The sequence below is a fragment of the Pseudaquabacterium terrae genome (assembly GCF_013266755.1).
Lineage (GTDB): Bacteria > Pseudomonadota > Gammaproteobacteria > Burkholderiales > Burkholderiaceae_C > Pseudaquabacterium > Pseudaquabacterium terrae.
In genome coordinates this window covers 316,393-335,454 of record NZ_JABRWJ010000006.1, presented here as the reverse complement: position 1 = coordinate 335,454, position 19,062 = coordinate 316,393, and the positions used below count along the sequence as shown (strand labels likewise).

Below are 19,062 nucleotides of genomic sequence, written 5' to 3'. Positions count from 1 at the left end.
CGGTGCTTGGCTCAGGCCACGCTGTACTTGAAATCGCCGCTCTTGCTCGCCGAGACCTGGATGCGCGCGAGCTTCGTGCCATCGACCATGCGCGTCAGCACGCTTTCGGCGATCTGCGGCAGCAGCGTGCCATTCAGGATGTGGTCGACGTTGCGGGCGCCCGAATCGACCTCGGTGCAGCGCGCGAGCACCGCGTCGACCAGCTTGCCGTCGTAGTGGAAGCCGGCCTTGTGGTTGGCTTCGATGCGCGCGGCGATGCGGTCGAGCTTGAGCCGGATGATGCGTTCGAGCACCTCGTCGCTGATCGGGTAATACGGCACGACCTTCAGGCGGCCGAGGAAGGCCGGCTTGAAGTGCTTGCAAAGCACCGGCCGCAGCGCGTCGGCCAGTGCATCGGCGGCCGGCCAGGCCTCGGGCGGCTGGTTCAGGCAGGCCTGCATGATCTGCGGCGAGCCGACGTTGCTGGTCAGGATCACGATGCAGTTGCGGAAGTCGATCTCGCGGCCTTCGGCATCGTCGAGCACGCCCTTGTCGAAGACCTGGAAGAACAGCTCCAGCACATCGGGGTGCGCTTTCTCCACCTCGTCGAGCAGCACCACGCTGTACGGATTGCGGCGCACCGCCTCGGTCAGCACGCCGCCTTCACCGTAGCCGACGTAGCCGGGCGGCGAGCCCTTCAGGCCGGCGACGCTGTGCGCCTCCTGGTACTCGCTCATGTTGATGGTGATCAACTTGCGCTCGCCGCCGTACAGCGCCTCGGCCAGCGCGAGCGCGGTCTCGGTCTTGCCGACGCCCGAGGGCCCGACGAAGAGGAACACGCCCTTCGGCTTGTTCGGGTCCTCGAGCAGCGCACGCGCGGTGCGCACGCGCTGCGCCACCGCGCCGAGTGCCTGCGGCTGGCCGATCACGCGCTGCTCCAGCCGCGTGTGCAGCTCCAGCACCGCGCGCAATTCGTCCTTGACCATCTTGCCGAGCGGAATGCCGGTCCAGGCCGCGACGATCTCGGCGACGACATGGCCGTCGACCTGCATCGGCACCAGCGGCTCCTCGCCTTGCAGCGCGGCGAGCTCGGCACGCTTGGCCTGCAGCTGCGTCTGCGTCGCGGTGCTTGCGCCGCTCGCCGCTGACGACGCCGCGGCGAGCTGCTTGCGCGAGGGCTTGCGGCCGCCGCGCGTGCTCGCCGGCGCAGCCGCTTCGGCCAGCGCCGGTTCGGGCGCTGCGGCGGTCGCTGCCGGCGACGCGGGCGCCGCGCTCTCGGCCTCGGCCGCCGCGCGCAAGCGCACGATCTCGGCGACCAGCGCGCGCTCGGCCTCGCAGCGCGTGCGCAGCGCGGCGAGCTCGGCCTGCAGCGTCTCGGCCTGCTGCTTCAGCTCGGCCAGGCGTTCGGCATGCGGCGTGCCGGTGGCCACCTCGCGTTGCAGCGCCGCCTGCTCGGCAACCAGCCGTTCGAGCGCCTTCTCGCGCTGCTCGATCGGTGCCGGCGCCGCGTTCAGGCCCAGCGCCACCTTCGCGCAGGCGGTGTCGAGCACGCCGATCGCCTTGTCGGGCAACTGGCGGCCGCTGATGTAGCGCGCCGACAGCCGCACCGCATCGGTGATCGCCTCGTCGAGCACGCGCACGCCGAAGTGCTTTTCCATCAACGGCACCATGCCGCGCAGCATCGCCGCGGCGACCGGCTCGCTCGGCTCGTCGATCTTCACGACCTGGAAGCGGCGCGCCAGGGCCGCGTCCTTCTCGAAGTATTTCTTGTACTCGCTCCAGGTCGTCGCGGCCACCGTGCGCAGCTCGCCGCGCGCGAGCGCGGGCTTCAGCAGGTTCGCCGCGTCGCTCTGCCCGGCCTGGCCGCCGGCGCCGATCATCGTGTGCGCCTCGTCGATGAACAGGATGATCGGATGGGGGCTGCGCTTGACCTCGTCGATCACGCTCTTCAGCCGGTTCTCGAACTCGCCCTTGACGCTGGCGCCGGCCTGCAGCAGGCCCATGTCGAGCGCATGCAGCTCGACGCCTTGCAGCGGCGGCGGCACGGCGCCGGCAGCGATGGCCAGCGCCAGGCCCTCGACGACCGCCGTCTTGCCGACGCCGGCCTCTCCCGTGAGGATCGGGTTGTTCTGGCGCCGCCGCATCAGGATGTCGATCGCCTGGCGGATCTCGCCGTCGCGGCCGATCACCGGGTCGAGCTGCCCGTCGCGGGCACGCTGGGTCAGCTTCGTCGTGTAGCGGTCGAGCGCCGGGGTCGGGCTGGGCGCGCCGGCAGCGCCGGATGCGGTGGCGGCGGCCGCGGCGCCGTCGTCGACGGCCTCGGCCGGGTCGACGTGCAACGACTCGGCCGCTTCCTGCGAGCCGACGGTGAACTCGCCGAGGCGGTGCTTCAGCTCGTCGAGCCGGAAGCGGCCGAACAGCCGGCTGCCGCGGTGCGCCAGCTGCTTCAGCCCCGGTTCAGTCAGCAGCGCCAGCAGCAGGTGCGCGCTGCGGATGCGCGCATGGTGGGCGTCGAGCGAGGCGATCAGCCAGGCGTGCTCGAACAAGGTCGGCAGGTGCGGGCTGAACACCGGCGTGCGGGTGTTGCCGTTCTTGAAGCGGTTGAGCTCGGCCTCGAGGTCCTGCTGCAATGCGCTGGTCGAGACGTCGAAGCGCCGGCACAGCAGGGCGAAGTCGCTGTGCGGCTGCTCCAGCAGCGCGAGGAACAGGTGCTCGAGGTCGACTTCGTAGTGGCCGCGCGCCAGGGTCATGTTGGCGGCGCGCTCGGCCGCGGTGCGGCAGGTGGTGTCGAGCTTGGAGATCAGGGTCTTCAGGGTCGTCGTGCTCATCGTCGTGCTCATCGTCGTGGGCTCGCAAGTCTTGGGCGCCGGCCGTCAGGCCAGCGCATGCAGGTCATAACCGGCGTCGCTGCGGTCTTCGTGCGCCGGTCGGGTGATCAGGAAGCCGTCCCAGCCGAGCCGGGGGCCGTCGTTCGCAGCGAGCCGTGCCGGCTGCACGTCGCAAGCGCGCAGCGTCAGGCGGATCTCGTGCTCCAGGCTGACGCCGGTCATCAGCGTCATCAGCTCATGCAGCGCGACGTGGCCGGGACCGCCGGGCAGGAAGCGCGCGAAGGCCTCGCGGCGCAGCGGCCCGAGCGTCAGCCGCAGGCGCAGGTCGCGCTGCCAGACGCGCTCGCCGAGCACCGCGCCGGCACCGAGCACGCCCGCGCCAAGGCCGAGCACCGACTGCTGCTCCGCGGGCAGCGTGAACCAGCGGCCGATGAACGAGTCGAGCCGCACCGGCACCTGGAAGTAGTCGCCCAGGATCTGGCGGATCGCCGCCACCGACACCGGCCGTTGCCGCAGCAGTCCGGCGTAGTGCGCGAGCGCCTCGTCAGCGACGCCGCCCTCGCGGCTGCGCAATCGCCGCCGCAGCGCCGCCTGGCCAAAGCCGGCCAGCGCCAGCATCTGCGGCAAGGCTTCGCGCTGGCGATCGCCCTCGAAGCGCAGCGGCAGCCGGTGCTTGCGCCAGGCTTGATAGAACAGCACGACCGCGCGATGCACGAAGACATCGAGGAAGCGGCGCGCGCTGTGGTCACGCTGCAGCTGTTCGCGCTGCGCGAACAGCTCGGTGTAGAAGGCCGGCAGCGCGCCGCCCGCGCCGAGCAGCCCCATGAACGCGGGCGTGATCTCGATGCGCTCGAAGGTTGCCGCGCTGCCGCTTGGGCGGTGCGCCGCCAACGCCCGGGCATCGAGCGGCAGCGCAATCGGCTTGAACTCGGCGATCTCGCTCGGCGGAAAGGCCATCGACAAGGAGTTGCGAAAGCGCAGGCGCCGGCTCAGCACTTCTTGCGACGTCAGCCGTTCGGCTTTCACCTGCCAACGCTCGAGCAGCCGCACGGCCTGCATGAAGCCGTAGCGGTGCGGCTCGGCCAGCAGGCGGTCGATCGGGCTCGAATGCGTCGCCATGCTGACGCCTTAAAGCAGCGGCCCCGCGCCGGCGCGGCGTGGGAACAGCAGCAGGCGCTCGCGCGTCTGCGCGGACACCACTTCCAGCTGCGAAAAGCTGTTGGCCTGCACGTAGAGGCCGAAGAAGTGATCGAGCACCTGCGCAAACAACCGCAGCCCGTGGCCGCCGTAGGCATCGGCATCGACCGTCAGCCGCACCAGCACGCCACGCACGAAAGTCGGGAACGGATTGCCGGGCAGGCAGGCGCTGGTCGGCTGGTAGCTGATGTCGATCAGGCCGTCGACCAGGCGCGCATTGGTCGCGCTGCGCGGCAGGTCGTACAGGCGCAGCATCTCCTGCAGCGCCTGCACGCCGGCGCCGCCGATCGACAGGTGGTTCAGCGACAGGTGCGACACCAGCCGCCACAGCGCGCCTTCGCCGCGCTCGAAGCGGTGGCTCGTCGTCGGCACCCGCAGCAGGCGGATCTCGCGCGCGACGCTGCCGCCTTCGACGAACAGGTCGCCGCCGCCATGGCCGATCGTCAGCTGCGACGGCAGGTCCCGGTTGGTCGCCAGCACGTCGATCGACAAGGTGTCGGTCTGCGGCTCGGCCGGATCGAACTCGATGTCGACGATGCCGATCTCGGTTTCGTAACCGGGGCTGCGCTCGGCCAGGCTGTCGCTGCGCTGGCTGTACCAGTAGCGGCCGGCCTGCTCGCCTTCGCGCAGCAGCTGCTCATGGCGCAGCGAATAGAAGGGGTGGAAGGCGTGGATGCTCTCGCCCTGCGGCGTCTGCTGCACGCGGAAGACCCGCTGGATCGAATGCACCTCGTAGCCGTAGGCGCGCCGGCCGCCGTCCGGCAGCACCGGGTAGGTGGTGCCGGTGTGGGTGATGCGGATCGGATCGGCACGCTGCTCGAAGAGATTGACCACCGGCGTGCAGCCGGGCACCAGCGCGGCGGCGGTGGCGAGCTCGAGCTGACGGGCCGCTTCGCCGTCGGTGCGCAGGCCGGCCATCGGGAAATGCAAGGTCAGCCGCCGCGTCTTCGGGCACGCCGCGCCGGTGGGCAGCGGCAGGTCGAGGAAATTGAACTTCGCCGGGAAGGCGAAATATTCGGTCAGCAGCCGATAGGCCGGATGCGAGCGCGGATCGTGGTCGACCAGCGCTTCGTCGTCGGCAAAGCCGACGATGCGCGGCAGCGCACCCTGCTGGCCACCCGGCAGCGCCGTCCAGGCGCCGGGCGCGTCGGCCTGCACCAGCGTGGCGAGCACCTGGCCCGTCAGCGCTTCGCGCAGCGCATGGACCATCGAGGTTTCGCCTTGCAGCGCAACCCGCAGGGTCGACGCGCCCAGCGTGGCCCAGTCGAGCTGCGGCGACTGCAGCTCGAGCGTGACGAAGAACTCGGTGGTCGCCTCGCGCGGCAGCAGCGTGCCGGCCGGCGCATTGATCGCGCCGCGAAAGCCGGCGTCGACCACGCGCAGCGGCAGCAGCGTGACCTCGTAGGCGCTGCGGAAGCGGCACTTGACGCCGCGCACCGGCCGGCTGTCGAGCAGCGTGCCGCGTGGCACCTGCACCGGCTTGCTCAGCTGCGCCGCGCCGGCACCGAGATCGAAGCAGGCGATCGAGCAGGACGGGAACGGCCGCAGGTAGTGCGGATACAGCACCTCCAGCAGCGATTCGGTGACCAGCGGAAAGTCGTCGTCGAGCCGCTTGTGCACGCGTGCGGTCAGCAGCGCGAACGACTGCATCAGGCGTTCGACATGCGGGTCGTCGAGCAGGTCGCTGGCGGCGGCGAGGCGCCCGCCGACCTCGGGGTACGCCGCGGCGAATTCGCTCTTGTGCGTCTGCAGGAAGTTCAGCTCGCGCTGGAAGTGCGGCAGCAGGTCACGCATCGCGCACCACACTCAGCGGGTCCGGTCGCGCCGCCTTCGACACCGCATAGCGGTTCGAGCCCGGCTGCAGCACCGCATCGAAACTCACCGGCTCGACATTCGGCTGCAGCAGCAGCTTGGCGCGGATCGAGAAGACCAGGCCGCCGAAGCCCGCCTGCGTCGCGCGCACCTTCACTTCGACCTGCGTCAGGCGCTTGTCGTGGTCGGCCAGCGCCTTGCGCAGCGCCTCGGTGATGCGCGCGCGATCGCGGTCGCTGGCCAGGCTCAGCGACGAGATGTCGGTCAGGCCCAGCGTCAGCAGCGAGCGGCCGACCAGCGGCAGGCCGTCGAGCTCGGCCAGCTCGAAAGGCGCATGGGTGTTCAACAGCATCTCGATGTCGCGCGCGACCGAGTCCTTGACCTGTTCGACGGTGAAGCGCGGGGCCGTGCCGCCGCCGCGCAGCGCGGTGCCTTCGCCGAGCAGCTTGTCGAGCAAGGAGGGGGCGAAGGTGTTCATTTCGACGGTCGCGCGGCTGGCGCGCGCAGCGCCGCCTGGTATTGGCGCAGCGCGGCACAGTTCGTCGCATCGGCGGCGCCTTGTGCGGCTTTGGCGAGGCAGCCGGCATCGGCGGCCAAGGCCGCGCGCAGCGCGGGCTTCAGGGTATGCAGCTGATCGTCCGCCGCGAGGGCGGTCGAGTAGAGCGCCCCGATCTCCTGCCAATCGGCGTGTTGCCGATCGGCCGGCGCACTTGCGGCCGCGCGAGTGGCCGCGCGCTCGTGCAGCAGGGCGTGGCCGTAGGCCATCAAGGCCTCGGGCGACGGGAACAGCAGCGCACTCTCGCCGAAGCTCTTGCTCGCGGCGCCCCAGCGCCCGGCACGGCGCGCCCGTTCACCGAGCGCGAGGAACTGGTTCGCCTGCTCGCGCGGCGCGCTGCCGCGGTTCGCTTTCAGCCAGGCGCCGACCACCTGCGCATTCTTCAGGTCGTCCGCAGCGAGCGCCGCGCCGCCGGACGCCCAGGCGCCGGTGGCGACCGACCCCAGCAGCACGCTAGCGCAGAACAGCAATCGAACCGAGCGTTGCACCATCGTTGTTCCTGGACAGGATGAGAGCCTGGTAGAGCGCCGTCCAATCGGACGGATCGACCGTCACGCAACCGGCGCTGACCCGGCCCGTGTGCAGGTAGCGGTCGTTTCGGCCGCGCACGGCCGGGCCGCGGCCCATATAGAACCACGTCATCGCGAAACGCGATTGCGACATGTAGCCGGCGCCGAGCTCGTGCGGGAAATCGGGCAACTGGATCGGGTGCGTGCCGAGCGGGATCGGATTCGCGGCATCGGTGATCGCTCTGGCTTGCCCGCCCGGAAAGCTCAACAGCTGGCGCGAGAGACTGAATTCCACTCGCGCCGCGGCGCGATAGCCCGGATTGCCGAATTTCAGGTTGCCGGCGACGACCGAGCAGGCCTGCCCCCGGTGGCTGCCCTCACGCACGACGAAGTACTCGCGCCCGAGGCGGTTCTCGCTGATCTCGACGCTCAGGTATTGCGGCAGCGCGATCACCTGACCGTCAGGGTCCTTCTTGACGTTCAGCCAGCCGTCGGCTCCGCCGGCGATGTATCCGATGTCAGGCATCGAGGGTCTCCTGCCGTCGTTCAAAGACGGAAAAGGCGGCGGCCCGGAAGCCGCCGCCTAACACGCAACAAGCGTAGTCGCGGGCCTTGAAATCAGCCGGCGATGTTCTTGCCGTTGTCCCAGCTGGCGACGCCGGTGGAGGTCGACGAGCCGTCCATCTTGTGCTGCTTGTACTCCCAGGAAATCTTGCGGTACTTCAGGCCGAAGGTTTCCGAGGGCAGCTCACCGGAGCCGATGTTGGTCGTGACCGACGAGATCACCACGTCCTCGAGGACGATCTTGTAGTAGTCGACGCGGGTCTGCGACGTGGCGGTCGCGCTCTTGCCGCCATAGGCGCGGTAGAACGTGATCAGCACCTTCGGGTACACCGTGCCGGCCGAGCACGCGCGAAACAGCTTCGACGTCGCCTTGTCGATGTCCTTCGTGAACAGCACTTCGCCGTGCTCGGTGCGCTCGGCCGTGTGGCCACCGGCGCTCGAAGCGCTCGACGACTTCGGCTGGAACACCGAGTGCGAAAAGGTCGTGGCCTCGATCTCGTTCGCGTGCTTGGTGTCGGTGCTGTCGCCCTGCAGCTCGCTGGCACCTTCGAACTTGACGTAGATATCTTTCATTGCTGCTTAACCTCCTGGATGTGATCAACCCTTCTGGGACGATGGCAGCTCTGCGACGAGACGAAGGGAGACGGAAAGCTCGTCGAGCTGGAAATGGGGCCGAACGAATGCCACGGCGCGATACACACCGGGTCGGCCCGCCACTTCGGACACCTGAATGTTCGCTTCGCGCAGCGGGTAGCTGGCCTTGGTTTCCTGCGTCGCGTTGTCGTCCTCGACGACGTACTGCCGAATCCAGCGATTGAGGAATTCCTCGACGTTGTTGGCTGACGCGAAGCTGCCGATCTTGTCGCGCATCATCGCCTTCAGGTAGTGCGCGATGCGGCAGACGCTGAAGATGTACTGCAATTGCGCCGACAGCACCGCATTGGCATTGGCCGCGTCGGAGTCGTACTTCTTGGCCTTCTGCGCCGACTGCGCGCCGAAGAACGCCGCGTAGTCCTTGCCCTTGCAGTGCACCAGCGGCATGAAGCCGAGGTCGCTCAATTCCTTTTCGCGGCGGTCGGTGATCGCCACTTCGGTCGGGCACTTCAGCGCGACCTCGCCTTCGTCGGTCTTGAAGGTGTGCGTCGGCAGGTCCTCGACCAGGCCGCCGCCCTCGACGCCGCGGATCGCCGCGCACCAGCCGAAGTTCTCGAAGGCCGCTGTCAGCCGCGCGCCCATCGCGTAGGCGGCATTGACCCACAGGTACTTCGCGTGGTCGGTGCCGTCCACGTCCTCGACGAAGTTGAAGCCCTCGACGGTGGTGCCGTCCTTCGGGTCATACGGCAGCCGGCCGAGGAAACGCGGCACCGTCAGGCCGACGTAGCGCGAATCTTCGCTTTCGCGGAACGATTGCCACTTCGCGTATTCGACGGTGTCGAAGACCTTCGACAGGTCGCGCGGACGGCCCAGCTCGGCGAACGAGTCGAGACCGAACAGCTCCGGCGACGCCGCCGACAGGAAGGGCGCGTGCGCAGCCGCCGCGACATGCCCCATCTGCTCGACGAAGTACATGTCCTCGGCATTGCGCGTGCATTCGAAGTCGCCGATCAGCGTGCCGAAGGGCGCGCCGCCGAAGGTGCCGAATTCTTCTTCGTAGACCTTCTTGAACAGCGCGCTCTGGTCGAAGTCGATCGCCGCCTTGAAGTCCTTGACCAGTTCCTTCTTCGTCGCATTGAAGACCTGGATCTTCATGCCGGCGCCGGTGGAGGTGTGCTTGCACAGATAGTGCAGGCCGGTCCAGCTCGATTCGAGCTTCTGGAATTGCGCGTGGTGCATCACCTCGCTCAATTGCGCGCTGATCAGGCGGTCGATCTCGGCGATGCGGGCGTCGAGCGTCACCGAGAGGTTCTCGGAAACGACGACCGTGCCCTGCATCACCTCGTGCACCAGCTCGCCGATGATGTCCTTGGCGCGCGCGCGCTCGCCGTCGGAGCGGGCGACGCGGCTTTGCGTGACGATCTGGTCGAGCAGGCTCGATTCGGCGCCGGCGACGGCGGAGGCCTGCTGTTCGGCAATGGCGGCATTCATGGCGCGGATTCCTCGTTCAAATCATTCCGGCCGCGGGCCGGCTTCCTGGCTCAGCTGCGCCAGCTTCTCGGTGCTGGCCAGTACCTCGCCGAGCAGGTCCTCGAGCTTGTCGTTGCCGGCCAGCTTGTTGCGCAGGTCCGAGAGCTTGCCGCGCGCCTCGACCAGGCGGCGCAGCGGCTCGACCTGCTGCACCACCGATTCGGGGCGGAAGTCGTCGACCTTGTCGAAGGCCAGGTTGACGGCGAACTCGCCGCCGTCCTCGCTCAGCTTGTTCTTGACGCGGTAGCTGGCCTTCGGCGCCATGCCCTTCATCACGTCGTCGATGTTGTCGAGGTCGACGCTGACGAACTTGCGGTCCTTCAGCTTCGGCAGCGGCTTGGTCGGATCGGGCGCGCCGGTGAAGTCGCCGAGCACGCCGACGACGAAGGGCAATTCCTTCTTCTCGATCGCATCGCCGATCTCGACGTCGTAAGTCAACTGCACGCGCGGCGGACGCACCTTCTGCAGCCGCTTCTGGATGCTTTCCTTCTTTGCCATCGGGCAGTCCTTTCTAGCGATCTCTCGAGAAACTCAGTTCAACAACTTGAACGGGTCGTTGGTCTTGGCGGCGGCCGGGGCGGGTGCCGGCGCCGGCGCGGGGCGCGCGGTGGCGGTGGGCGCCGCTGCCGGGCGTGGGGTGACCGGTGATTGCGTGGCCACCGGCACCACGGCCGCGGGTGCCCGCGCCGCGGCCGGTGCGCTGAGCTGCCGCGTCGCGCCATTCGTGTGCGCGGCCGGCGCCGGCCGCGCGGCGACGGGCCCCTCGGCACGCACCGGCGGCACGAGCGTCACCTCGCCGAGCGCCTCGCGCATCGCGCGGGCCAGCCCGAGCGCTTCGTCGCGGCTGCCCACCGGATAACTGCTGCGTTCACGCAAGGCGACCAGCGAGACGGTCGACAGCCGCAAGCCGCTGACCGCCAGCACGCTGTGCGCCAGCGTGTCCTGCCCATCGCGCTGCAGCACCTCTTGCGCGGCGAGGATCGCATTGCCGTAATCGGCACTGTCGAAATAGTCCTCGGCCAACCGCTGCCACGGTGCCTTCTGTGTCGGATAGGCCCTTGCAGCGGCGCGCCAGGATTGGCGCGCACGCTCGCGCTGATTGGCCTGCAGCGCCGATTGCGCCTGCTGCATCAGCTCCTGCAGGCTGGGTTGTGCCGGCACTTGCGCCGGTGTCGTCGCCGGTGACAGCGACGCCGGCGCGTTGGCACATCCGGCCAGCAACAGCACCGCCAGCCAGGCTCCCGCCGAAGCAGGAGACGGGTGCCGGCATCGCCCATTCAAGCTGCGCAACTCGACCCCCCAATTTGTGCTATCGGCAAAACGACGCGGCCCCCACGGCTGCATCGGAGCGGCGAATGTACTGGCATTCGGCGCACTGGATCCCCCACGATCTTGGGATCGCGGGAGCGCAGCGATCAATGCGAACGGCGAGCTCGCGCGCCGACAATCGGGGCCATGCGATCGCACCCTCATTCCTTGCCGCGGCAAGCGCTCGGCCGCTCGGCCAGCGCGTTGGCGATCGGCTTGGGTGTGGTGGCGTGCGGTGGCTGCGCCACGAGTGGAGACAGCACGATCGGCAAGGCCCTGGAGCTGGTCGGATTGAAGGCCCCGGCGGTGCCCGAGGGGCTGCCGAAAGAGCTGCCGCAGGGCCCGCGCAAGGTCGCGTTGCGACTGCATGCCGGCGATCTGCTGAACACCGACAGCGCCGGACGCTCCCTTTCGATTGTTGCGCGTGTTTACAAGCTGCGCGCCAGCATGGCCTTCATGCAGGCGCCTTACGCCTCCTTCGGCCAGGACACGAATCCGCGCGACGCCGCGTGGTCGGGCGATGTCATCGAATCGCGCGAGCTGGTGCTCGCGCCGGGTCAGCGCCACGAAGTCATCGAGACGCTGGCACCGGACGCCTCGCACCTGGCGGTCGTCGCGCTGTTTCGCGCGCCGGCAGAACAACGCTGGCGCTTCGTTTTCGATGCGCGTGCTGCCGCGCGGACCGGCATCACGGTCGGCCTGCACGGTTGCGCGATGAGCGTGGCCGAAGGCCCGGCGGTCGACGCCGCGCCGGAGACGCTGCGCCTGGCCGGTGTGCATTGCAAATGACGGTGGCCGCGTCTTTCATCACCTAGAACCCTCCCCGATCCTTCACCCCCAGAGGTTGCCCTTGATCCCGTCATCCAAAGTCCTGTGGGGCGAAGGCCTGTTCCTGCGGCCGCAGCATTTCCAGCGCCAGGACGCGTACCACGAGTGGCGCCTGGCCGAGATCGCGCGCACGCTGCATCCGTATGCCTGGGGCGTGCGGCGCCTGAAGCTCGATGCCGAGGCGCTGGCCTCGGGCGTGCTGCGCTTCGACGAGCTGCAGCTGGTGCTGCCCGACGGCGAGCTGTATTCGGCCCCGCAGGACGACGAGCTGCCGGAGCCGCTGTCGCTGGCCGGCATCGGCGCAGGCGTCGTCGAGCTGACGTTCCATGCCGCGCTGGCGCCGATGCGCAGCCAGGGCGCGAACTTCAGCAGCGTCGAGCGCGGCGACGGTGCGCTGCGATATGCGCAGCGCAATGCGCCGGCGAGCGATTGGTTCACCTCGGCCGCCGAGGCCGACATCAGTCTCTTGCGCCGCTGCCTGCGCATCCTGCCCGACGACGAGCCGCGCGACCACCTGGTCCACCTGCCGCTCGTGCGCCTGAAGCGCAGCGCGACCGGCGTGTTCGAGCTCGATGCGCGCCACGTCCCGCCGTCGACGACGATCGCCGCCTCACCGGCGCTGCTGGCGCTGCTGCGCCGGCTGCTCGACGTGCTGCAGGCCAAGGTCGATGCGCTGTACGGTTTCCATCGCGAGCCCTCGCGCCACGTGATCGAGTTCCGCTCCGGCGACATCGCGTCGTTCTGGCTGCTGCACACCGCCAGCGGCGCGTTCGCGCGGCTGTCGCACTACCTGCAGCATCCGGCGCTGCATCCGGAGCGGCTGTACGAAGCGCTGCTCGAGTTGGCCGGCGCGCTCCTGACCTTCTCGAAGAGCTATACGCTGGCCGACCTGCCGCCGTACGACCACCGCCAGCCCGGGCGCGCCTTCGGCCGGCTCGACGACATCGTGCGCGAGTTGCTGGAGACGGTGATCTCCACGCGCTGTTTCTCGATCGCGCTGGAGGAAGTCAAGCCGTCGTTCCACCGCGCGCGGCTCGACTCCCAGAAGATCGGCGCGCAGACCGGCTTCTACCTGTGCGTGCAGTCGGCGCTGCCGCTGATCGAGCTGATCGAGGTGGTGCCGCCGCGCTTCAAGATCGGCGCGCCGGACGACGTCGACAAGCTGGTGCTGGCGGCCACCGCCGGCGTGCGCCTGTCGCACGTGCCGCAGGTGCCGGCGGCGATTCCGGTGCGGCCGGGGGCCGCCTACTTTGCGATCGAGCCGCGCGGGCCGCTTTACGAGCGCATGCTGCAGGCGCAGACCGCGGTGGTCTACGCCCCGGCCGGCCTGCCCGAGCTGAAGCTCGAGCTGTTTGCGCTGAATGCCTGAAGGAACACCGACGATGAATGCCCGCAGCCCGCTGCCTTCGCTGTTCGGCCAACAGGAGCCGGCCGGCGTGCGCGCCGCCGCCGCCGAAAGCGCCCACGAGTCGCCGCGCGATGCGCGCAGCCTGCTCGACCTGCTGTACGACGGCTGCTACATGATCTTCCTGCTGCGCAACGGCCAGGCGCCGGCCGATGCCGGCGCGTTCCGCGAGCGATTGCGCAGCTTCCTCGGCGGCTTCGAGCGCGGCGCGCAGCGCCTGAACCAGGGAGCAGACAACGTCTTCCTCGCCAAGTTCGCGTTCTGCGCGCTGGTCGACGAAGTGGTGCTGACCTCGGACTTCCGCATCCGCGACGAATGGGAAGTGCGGCCGCTGCAGCTCGAATTCTTCGGCGAGCAGCTCGCCGGTGAACGCTTCTTCGAATACCTCGACCAGCTGCGCCAGGACGGCGCGCCGCGCGTGCAGGTGCTGGAGGTCTACCACCTGTGCCTGCTGCTCGGCTTCCAGGGCCGCTACCTGCTCGAAGGCAGCGAGAAGCTGGGCTACCTGACGGCGCGGCTGGGCGAGGACATCGCCCACCTGCGTGGGCGGCGCGCCGCCTTCGCGCCGCATGGCGAGCCGCCGGATCGGATCGTGCACCAGTTGAAGCGCGAAGTGCCGCTGTGGGTCATCGGCGCGGTGTTTGCGCTGGTCGGCACGCTCGGGTTCATCGGGCTGAAGTGGTCGTTGAGCCGACACACCGCGACCGAGCTGGCCGCGCACCAGGGCGTCGTCAAGCTGGCGCCGCAGGCGGCGCATGTGACGATCACCTTGCCTTGAACGCTCGGGCGGTCGCTCCGCCTTCAGTTCGACGGCCAGCCGTCGCCGCGCAGTGCGGGATCAGTCCAGTTCGAGGTCCGTCGTTAGCCATCCATTCGCTCGGCACTTCCTGATTGCCTCCAGCTTGTCTTTAGAGTCCGTACGGTACAGGGCCTCGTGAAGCACATTGTTGACGGTCGCGGGACTTCGTCCGACTATCCTGGCAGTCTCTTTGACGGATAAGCCTGTCGCACTAAGAGACAGGTACGTCGTCATGGCCGGAGTGAGCGGCGAGGTCCTCCGCCTCTCAGCATGCAGCCGCGGGTACAGAACCCGCTTTGCGGCATCAAGCGTATACAGCGCGAGGTGAGCCAGATCCCCGATCAAGGGATCCGCCTCTGCAGACCGTATTGCCTCATGCCGTGGCAGCATCAGCAGCACAGCGGCCGGCATCGCCGTCGCTCGCATCGGGATCGTATTGCGAAGAGCAAGGCCGTTTCCGGCATCTGCTTTCCTCAACGCGTCGTGAAAATCGGCCATCCCGACGTTTAGGTAGGTCGACTGTCCCCAGACGATCGGGAGTTCCCCCCTGCGCATTCCTGTTAATACGGGATCGTCAGCAGGAAAGAGAGGACCGCCAAGGCTGCTGCCGACCGCCAGTGCCCGGTCGTACTCGACCACAGTAGGACTCCGCTTGATGCAGCGAAGGGTGATAGGGCTGTCCTCCACCATCACCATGGTCATGTTCACCGCTGGAAAGCCGATGCATTGCGCCGCCTCGAGTAGCGCTACTGCAACTTCTTCCGGCTGCACGCAGTCCACGAGGCTCTTGAAGGAATTGTTCCGTCGCATGGTTCCGGCTTCAACACGGCAAGCGACCCGAATTCTGCCGCCCGCCGGATCTGGTCTTCATAGTCATGCAACACACGAGTTAGGGGTGCGCTACATCAATGACATCAAGAACCGCGCGCGCTTCATTCTGCAAGACTCAATGCTCCCCATAGCGCACCAGGCCGAACCTGTCAATGGTATGCCGCATACCATTCCTCGACCGAAGGCGCTCTGGCCCAATGCTCACCGAACGCAATGCTCGGATGCTGAATAGGCAAATGTGGCCACCCCCCTTAGCCGCTAGCAAGCGGGGGTCATTTCCCGGGCGCGGAAGACCTACGAATTGGGGGTTGTGTGTTCAGCGACCCTGATCAGAATCGCGCCCCAAAGGGAGGAGCGGCGACACGATCGCCGCCAAGATCGACAATGAACTCGCAGGGCTTCGGCGCCGCTTCAGGCGCCCGTTCGCCGCTATTGCAATTCGGCCGCTACAGCGATCTTGCGCTGGCCGGATTGCTCGTCGGCATCGTCGCGCTGTTCGTGCTGCCGCTGCCGCACGCGCTGCTGGATCTGCTGATCGCCACCAACCTCGCGCTGAGCCTGGTGCTGCTGATCGCGGCCATCTACGTTCCGTCGGTGCTGTCGCTGTCGACGTTCCCGTCGCTGCTGCTGTTCACCACGCTGTTCCGGCTGGGCCTGAACATTGCATCGACCAAGCTGATCCTGCTGCACGCGAATGCCGGGCAGATCATCGACACCTTCGGCCGACTGATCGTCGGCAACAACGTCGTCGTCGGCGGCGTGGTGTTCACGATCATCGCCGTCGTGCAGTTCATCGTGATTGCCAAGGGCTCCGAGCGCGTGGCCGAGGTCGCCGCACGCTTCGCCCTCGACGCGATGCCGGGAAAGCAGATGAGCATCGACGCCGACGTGCGTTCCGGCGCGCTGTCGTCGAGCCGGGCGCAGCAGCGCCGCGCGCTGCTGGAGCAGGAATGCCAGCTGCACGGCGCGATGGATGGCGCGATGAAATTCGTCAAGGGCGATGCAATAGCCGGGATCGTCATCGCACTGGTCAACATCGGGGCCGGCATCGCCATCGGCACCTTGATGCATTCGATGAGCGTCGGCGATGCCTTGCAGCGCTACGCGATCCTGACGGTCGGCGACGGGATGGTGTCGCAGATTCCGTCGCTGCTGGTGTCGGTGGCCGCTGGCATCGTGATCACGCGCGTGACGTCGTCCGATGACCGGCAGCCGCAATTGGCCGCCCAGATCGGGCATCAGCTGTTTTCTCATCCGCGGGCACTGGCCATCGCGGCCGTGGCACTCGCCAGCTTCCTGCTCGTGCCGGGCTTCCCCAAATGGGTGTTCATCCTGCTGTGCGTCGCGCTCGGCGCCGCGGCCTTCGCGGCCCGCGCCGCAGGCTTGCGCGGCAGCTCACCGAGCTGGATCTCGCACCAGGATGTCGCCGATGCCGAGCAGACCCTCTCTGCGCCGCTGGCCGTGCGCCTGGCCGAAGGCCTGCGCGACAGCATCGACCGCCACGTGCTGGAGACAGGTCTGTCGGCGACGCGGACGCAACTCGAGCGTGAGCTCGGCCCCGTCTTTCCGCGCCTGCAGCTGCTGACGTCCCCGTCGGTCGAGCCCGACAGCTACGAGATCCTGGTGCATGACGTCGTGGTCTCCGTGGGCACGCTCCCGGCGCCGCCCGGAGTCGGCGCGCTGCCCGGCGAGGCGGTGATCGCGCGCCACGTCGAGCAGGTGGTGCGTGACCATGCATGGCGCCTGCTCGGGCTGCAGGAAGTGCATCGCCTGATCGCCATCGTGCAGCGGGAAGCACCGGAGCTGGCGGCCGAAGTCGCCCGCGCGCTGCCGCCGCAGCGCCTGGCCGAAGTGCTGCGACGGCTGTTGCAGGAAGGCATCCCGATTCGCAACCTGCAGGGCATTTGCGAGAGCGTCACGCTGTGGGCTGCGAAGGAGCCGGACACGATCGCATTGACCGAGCTCGTGCGAATCGATCTCGGCCGCTTCATCACCAGCCGGCACGTCGGCTCGGGCCGGAAGCTCGCAGCGATCCTGTTCGAGCCCAGCCTGCTGGAGCGGGTGCACGGCGCGGTCGAGCGGTCGCCGCGCGGCAACCTGCTGCTGCTGAGCCCGGCCGTTGCGGACGATGTGCGCTCGCAGCTGCAGGCCCTGCTGGCACAGGCTGCCGGGCCGGTCGTCGCGATCACTTCGGTCGAGACCCGCCGCTACCTCAAGACCCTGGTCGAACCGGTCGCGCCGCAGCTTGCCGTCCTGTCGTACCAGGAAGTGGATGACGACGTGCAGTTGCAGCCGGTCGGCTGGATCAGCAACCCGCAGGCGGCGTGACACGATGAGCCCTGCCAACGTTCTCGACATCACCCGCGAGGCCCTGCTGCTGGTGCTGTGGGCCGCCTTGCCGGTGGTCCTCGTGTCCGCTGTCGTCTCCCTCGGCGTGGCCGTGCTGCAGGCCGTCACGCAGATCCAGGATCAGAGCATCGGGCAGTCGGTGCGCATCATTGCCGTACTGGGCACGATCGTGCTCGCGGGCGCCTGGCTGGCCACCGGCGTGCTGCGCTTTGCCGAGCGCGCGCTGCAGACGCTGGGGTACCTGGGATGAAGGCTCGGTCCTGGATCGCTGCGTTGCTGCTGGGCTCCGCCCTGCTGCCGCAGGCGCAGGCCGTGGAACTGCGCTGGCCTGGCCGGTCGTTCCAGATCGTCGCGGCGGACAAGCCCTTGCCGGACTTCCTGCGCGAGCTCGCCGCATCGCAGGGCACCACCGCGGTGATCGACGCCAAGGTCAGCGGCGTCATCAGCGGCAAGTTCGCCGGCGCGCCGTTGCAGACGCTGGACAGCGTCTGCACGACCAACGGCCTGGCCTGGTACTTCGACGGCGCCTTCCTCTTCGTCGAACCGGCGTCGGAGGCCCGCAGCGAGGTGCTGGCGGTGAACAACGCTACGCGCGTCGCCGACACGCTGCATCGGCTGGGCGTGGGCGATGCGCGCTTCCCGATGACGGTGGTGGACCGCGAGGGGCGCGGCGCGATTCATGTCGCCGGCCCGAAGCGCTACCTCGAGATCGTCAAGCAGACGATCAAGCTCGCCGACGCGCCGATGCTGCCCTCCGAGGTGCCGGAGATCCGCGTCTTCCCGCTGAAGTACGCGTGGGCGGCCGACCTGACGCTGCCGCGCGGCGGCAAGGAGCTGGCCGTGCCGGGCGTGGCCAGCGCGCTGCGCGGGCTGTATGCGAAGGCCTCCGCCACAACCGCACTGTCGCCGCGTGCGGCGGTGATGCCGTTCCGGCTCGGCGGCCAGCGCCGGCTGAAGCTGCGCAGCGGTGACACGGTCGATGCACCGAAGATCGAGTTGCCCACCGGCATCGGCTCCGGCAGCGAGGAACCTGCGGCCGCGCCCGGCGAAGAGCTGCCGCAGTTCCAGGCCGATGCGCGCATCAATGCGGTGATCGTGCGCGACCTGCCGGCCCGCATGCCGCAGTACGCACGCCTGATCGAATCGATGGACCTGCGGCCGCGCCTGGTCGAGATCGAGGTGACGATCATGGACATCGGGACCGACACGCTGCACAGCCTGGGCATCGACTGGCGGCTGCACGGCAAGCATCTGGACCTGCAGCTCGGGCGTGGCAATGGCACGCCGCTGACGTTCGACGGGCAGAACGCTGAGTCAGGCGCCGGCAGCGGCACGACCGGCGCGGGCGGTCAACCGCTGTCGCTGCCCGGCGCGCTGCTGAACGTGGCGATCGGGCACGACGCGCGCAACTACCTGCTCGCCCGCGTTCACGCACTGGCGCAGCGCGGCAATGCCAACTTCGTCGCCCGGCCGAAGGTGCTGACGCTCGACAACATCGAGGCGGTGCTGGAGAACCAGACCGAGTTCCACGTGCGCGTCAACGGCTTCCAGGACGCCGGGCTCTTCAGCGTGACGGCCGGTACCGCGGTGCGCGTGACGCCGAAGGTGATCGACGACGGAACACCGGGCGTGATGATGTCGATCCACATCGACGACGGCGACCTGAGCGCCGCCGCAGTCGACCAGATTCCCGTCGTGCGCCGCCGCGCCATTCAGACGCAAGCGCTGGTCGACGAAGGCCAGAGCCTGCTGATCGCGGGCTACACATCGGAAGAGAAAAGCAACGCGACCACCGGCGTGCCGCTGCTGTCCGACCTGCCGGTCATCGGGCGCGCATTCCGCTTCGAAGAGAAGAAGCAGGTGAGCATGGAGCGCTTCTACCTGCTGACGCCGAGGCTGGTGTCGGCGCGGTCTGCTGCGTCGGCGCGGCTGCCGGCACAGCCCTCGAATTGAACAAGGCTCAGGGAGGAACT

Annotated in this window: 17 protein-coding genes; 6 read left to right on the top strand and 11 right to left on the bottom strand. The window is 68.5% G+C overall.

The window, feature by feature from the left end:
• Nucleotides 1-11: 11 nt before the first annotated feature.
• From tssH to HLB44_RS20740, 10 genes are all read right to left on the bottom strand, one after another.
• A complete protein-coding gene (gene tssH, locus HLB44_RS20785; protein WP_173126320.1) occupies nucleotides 12-2,807 on the bottom strand; it encodes a type VI secretion system ATPase TssH in 2,796 nt (931 codons plus the stop codon).
• A gap of 45 nt (nucleotides 2,808-2,852) precedes the next feature.
• Nucleotides 2,853-3,926, bottom strand: coding sequence for a type VI secretion system baseplate subunit TssG (gene tssG, locus HLB44_RS20780; protein ID WP_173126317.1), 1,074 nt, complete (start codon nucleotides 3,924-3,926; stop codon nucleotides 2,853-2,855).
• 9 nt (nucleotides 3,927-3,935) lie between these two features.
• The gene (gene tssF, locus HLB44_RS20775) at nucleotides 3,936-5,798 is read right to left on the bottom strand and encodes a type VI secretion system baseplate subunit TssF (protein WP_173126314.1); all 1,863 of its coding nucleotides are present in this window, start codon (nucleotides 5,796-5,798) and stop codon (nucleotides 3,936-3,938) included.
• Nucleotides 5,791-6,294: a type VI secretion system baseplate subunit TssE gene (gene tssE / locus HLB44_RS20770; protein ID WP_173126311.1), complete on the bottom strand. Its 504-nt coding sequence runs from the start codon at nucleotides 6,292-6,294 to the stop codon at nucleotides 5,791-5,793. Before tssE ends, tssF begins: the two co-directional genes overlap by 8 nt.
• Complete coding sequence (locus HLB44_RS20765; RefSeq protein WP_173126308.1) at nucleotides 6,291-6,863, bottom strand: hypothetical protein; 573 nt, start codon at nucleotides 6,861-6,863, stop codon at nucleotides 6,291-6,293. The genes tssE and HLB44_RS20765 overlap by 4 nt, the downstream gene beginning before the upstream one ends.
• A complete protein-coding gene (locus tag HLB44_RS20760; RefSeq protein ID WP_173126305.1) occupies nucleotides 6,826-7,407 on the bottom strand; it encodes a hypothetical protein in 582 nt (193 codons plus the stop codon). Before HLB44_RS20760 ends, HLB44_RS20765 begins: the two co-directional genes overlap by 38 nt.
• Before the next feature lie 92 nt (nucleotides 7,408-7,499).
• Nucleotides 7,500-8,018 (bottom strand): Hcp family type VI secretion system effector, encoded by a 519-nt coding sequence (locus tag HLB44_RS20755; RefSeq protein ID WP_173126302.1) that lies wholly within the window; start codon nucleotides 8,016-8,018, stop codon nucleotides 7,500-7,502.
• Between the two features lie 24 nt (nucleotides 8,019-8,042).
• Entirely contained in the window at nucleotides 8,043-9,530 is a 1,488-nt protein-coding gene (gene tssC, locus HLB44_RS20750; protein WP_173126299.1) for a type VI secretion system contractile sheath large subunit, read from the bottom strand.
• Nucleotides 9,531-9,551: 21 nt separating this feature from the next.
• A complete protein-coding gene (tssB, locus tag HLB44_RS20745) occupies nucleotides 9,552-10,067 on the bottom strand; it encodes a type VI secretion system contractile sheath small subunit (RefSeq protein WP_173126296.1) in 516 nt (171 codons plus the stop codon).
• 33 nt (nucleotides 10,068-10,100) lie between these two features.
• Entirely contained in the window at nucleotides 10,101-10,796 is a 696-nt protein-coding gene (locus HLB44_RS20740) for a tetratricopeptide repeat protein (RefSeq protein ID WP_173126292.1), read from the bottom strand.
• A gap of 33 nt (nucleotides 10,797-10,829) precedes the next feature.
• Between HLB44_RS20740 and tssJ the strand changes: the two genes are divergently transcribed.
• From tssJ to icmH, 3 genes are all read left to right on the top strand, one after another.
• Complete coding sequence (tssJ, locus tag HLB44_RS20735) at nucleotides 10,830-11,666, top strand: type VI secretion system lipoprotein TssJ (protein ID WP_173126288.1); 837 nt, start codon at nucleotides 10,830-10,832, stop codon at nucleotides 11,664-11,666.
• Between the two features lie 61 nt (nucleotides 11,667-11,727).
• Nucleotides 11,728-13,074, top strand: a complete 1,347-nt coding sequence (gene tssK / locus HLB44_RS20730) for a type VI secretion system baseplate subunit TssK (RefSeq protein ID WP_173126285.1) — start codon at nucleotides 11,728-11,730, stop codon at nucleotides 13,072-13,074.
• 13 nt (nucleotides 13,075-13,087) lie between these two features.
• A complete protein-coding gene (icmH, locus tag HLB44_RS20725) occupies nucleotides 13,088-13,888 on the top strand; it encodes a type IVB secretion system protein IcmH/DotU (protein ID WP_173126282.1) in 801 nt (266 codons plus the stop codon).
• Nucleotides 13,889-13,948: 60 nt separating this feature from the next.
• Here icmH and HLB44_RS20720 read toward each other — a convergent pair whose 3' ends face one another.
• Nucleotides 13,949-14,719, bottom strand: a complete 771-nt coding sequence (locus HLB44_RS20720; RefSeq protein ID WP_173126279.1) for a helix-turn-helix transcriptional regulator — start codon at nucleotides 14,717-14,719, stop codon at nucleotides 13,949-13,951.
• Between the two features lie 405 nt (nucleotides 14,720-15,124).
• Between HLB44_RS20720 and HLB44_RS20715 the strand changes: the two genes are divergently transcribed.
• The 3 genes from HLB44_RS20715 to sctC are packed head-to-tail and all read left to right on the top strand — an operon-like array spanning nucleotide 15,125 to nucleotide 19,042.
• Nucleotides 15,125-17,068, top strand: a complete 1,944-nt coding sequence (locus HLB44_RS20715; protein ID WP_173126276.1) for a flagellar biosynthesis protein FlhA — start codon at nucleotides 15,125-15,127, stop codon at nucleotides 17,066-17,068.
• A gap of 4 nt (nucleotides 17,069-17,072) precedes the next feature.
• The gene (locus HLB44_RS20710) at nucleotides 17,073-17,339 is read left to right on the top strand and encodes an EscS/YscS/HrcS family type III secretion system export apparatus protein (RefSeq protein ID WP_173126273.1); all 267 of its coding nucleotides are present in this window, start codon (nucleotides 17,073-17,075) and stop codon (nucleotides 17,337-17,339) included.
• Nucleotides 17,336-19,042 carry a type III secretion system outer membrane ring subunit SctC gene (gene sctC, locus HLB44_RS20705; RefSeq protein WP_173126270.1) on the top strand — a complete coding sequence of 569 codons (1,707 nt, stop codon included), beginning with the start codon at nucleotides 17,336-17,338 and terminating at the stop codon, nucleotides 19,040-19,042. Before HLB44_RS20710 ends, sctC begins: the two co-directional genes overlap by 4 nt.
• Nucleotides 19,043-19,062: the final 20 nt, after the last annotated feature.

Excerpts from the sequence above, each read along its gene's own strand:
- tssH (WP_173126320.1), bottom strand. The coding sequence starts at position 2,807 with ATGAGCACGACGACCCTGAAGACCCTGATCTCCAAGCTCGACACCACC.
- tssG (WP_173126317.1), bottom strand. The coding sequence starts at position 3,926 with ATGGCGACGCATTCGAGCCCGATCGACCGCCTGCTGGCCGAGCCGCAC.
- tssF (WP_173126314.1), bottom strand. The coding sequence starts at position 5,798 with ATGCGTGACCTGCTGCCGCACTTCCAGCGCGAGCTGAACTTCCTGCAG.
- tssE (WP_173126311.1), bottom strand. The coding sequence starts at position 6,294 with ATGAACACCTTCGCCCCCTCCTTGCTCGACAAGCTGCTCGGCGAAGGC.
- HLB44_RS20765 (WP_173126308.1), bottom strand. The coding sequence starts at position 6,863 with ATGGTGCAACGCTCGGTTCGATTGCTGTTCTGCGCTAGCGTGCTGCTG.
- HLB44_RS20760 (WP_173126305.1), bottom strand. The coding sequence starts at position 7,407 with ATGCCTGACATCGGATACATCGCCGGCGGAGCCGACGGCTGGCTGAAC.
- HLB44_RS20755 (WP_173126302.1), bottom strand. The coding sequence starts at position 8,018 with ATGAAAGATATCTACGTCAAGTTCGAAGGTGCCAGCGAGCTGCAGGGC.
- tssC (WP_173126299.1), bottom strand. The coding sequence starts at position 9,530 with ATGAATGCCGCCATTGCCGAACAGCAGGCCTCCGCCGTCGCCGGCGCC.
- tssB (WP_173126296.1), bottom strand. The coding sequence starts at position 10,067 with ATGGCAAAGAAGGAAAGCATCCAGAAGCGGCTGCAGAAGGTGCGTCCG.
- icmH (WP_173126282.1), top strand. The coding sequence starts at position 13,088 with ATGAATGCCCGCAGCCCGCTGCCTTCGCTGTTCGGCCAACAGGAGCCG.
- HLB44_RS20720 (WP_173126279.1), bottom strand. The coding sequence starts at position 14,719 with ATGCGACGGAACAATTCCTTCAAGAGCCTCGTGGACTGCGTGCAGCCG.
- HLB44_RS20715 (WP_173126276.1), top strand. The coding sequence starts at position 15,125 with ATGAACTCGCAGGGCTTCGGCGCCGCTTCAGGCGCCCGTTCGCCGCTA.
- HLB44_RS20710 (WP_173126273.1), top strand. The coding sequence starts at position 17,073 with ATGAGCCCTGCCAACGTTCTCGACATCACCCGCGAGGCCCTGCTGCTG.
- sctC (WP_173126270.1), top strand. The coding sequence starts at position 17,336 with ATGAAGGCTCGGTCCTGGATCGCTGCGTTGCTGCTGGGCTCCGCCCTG.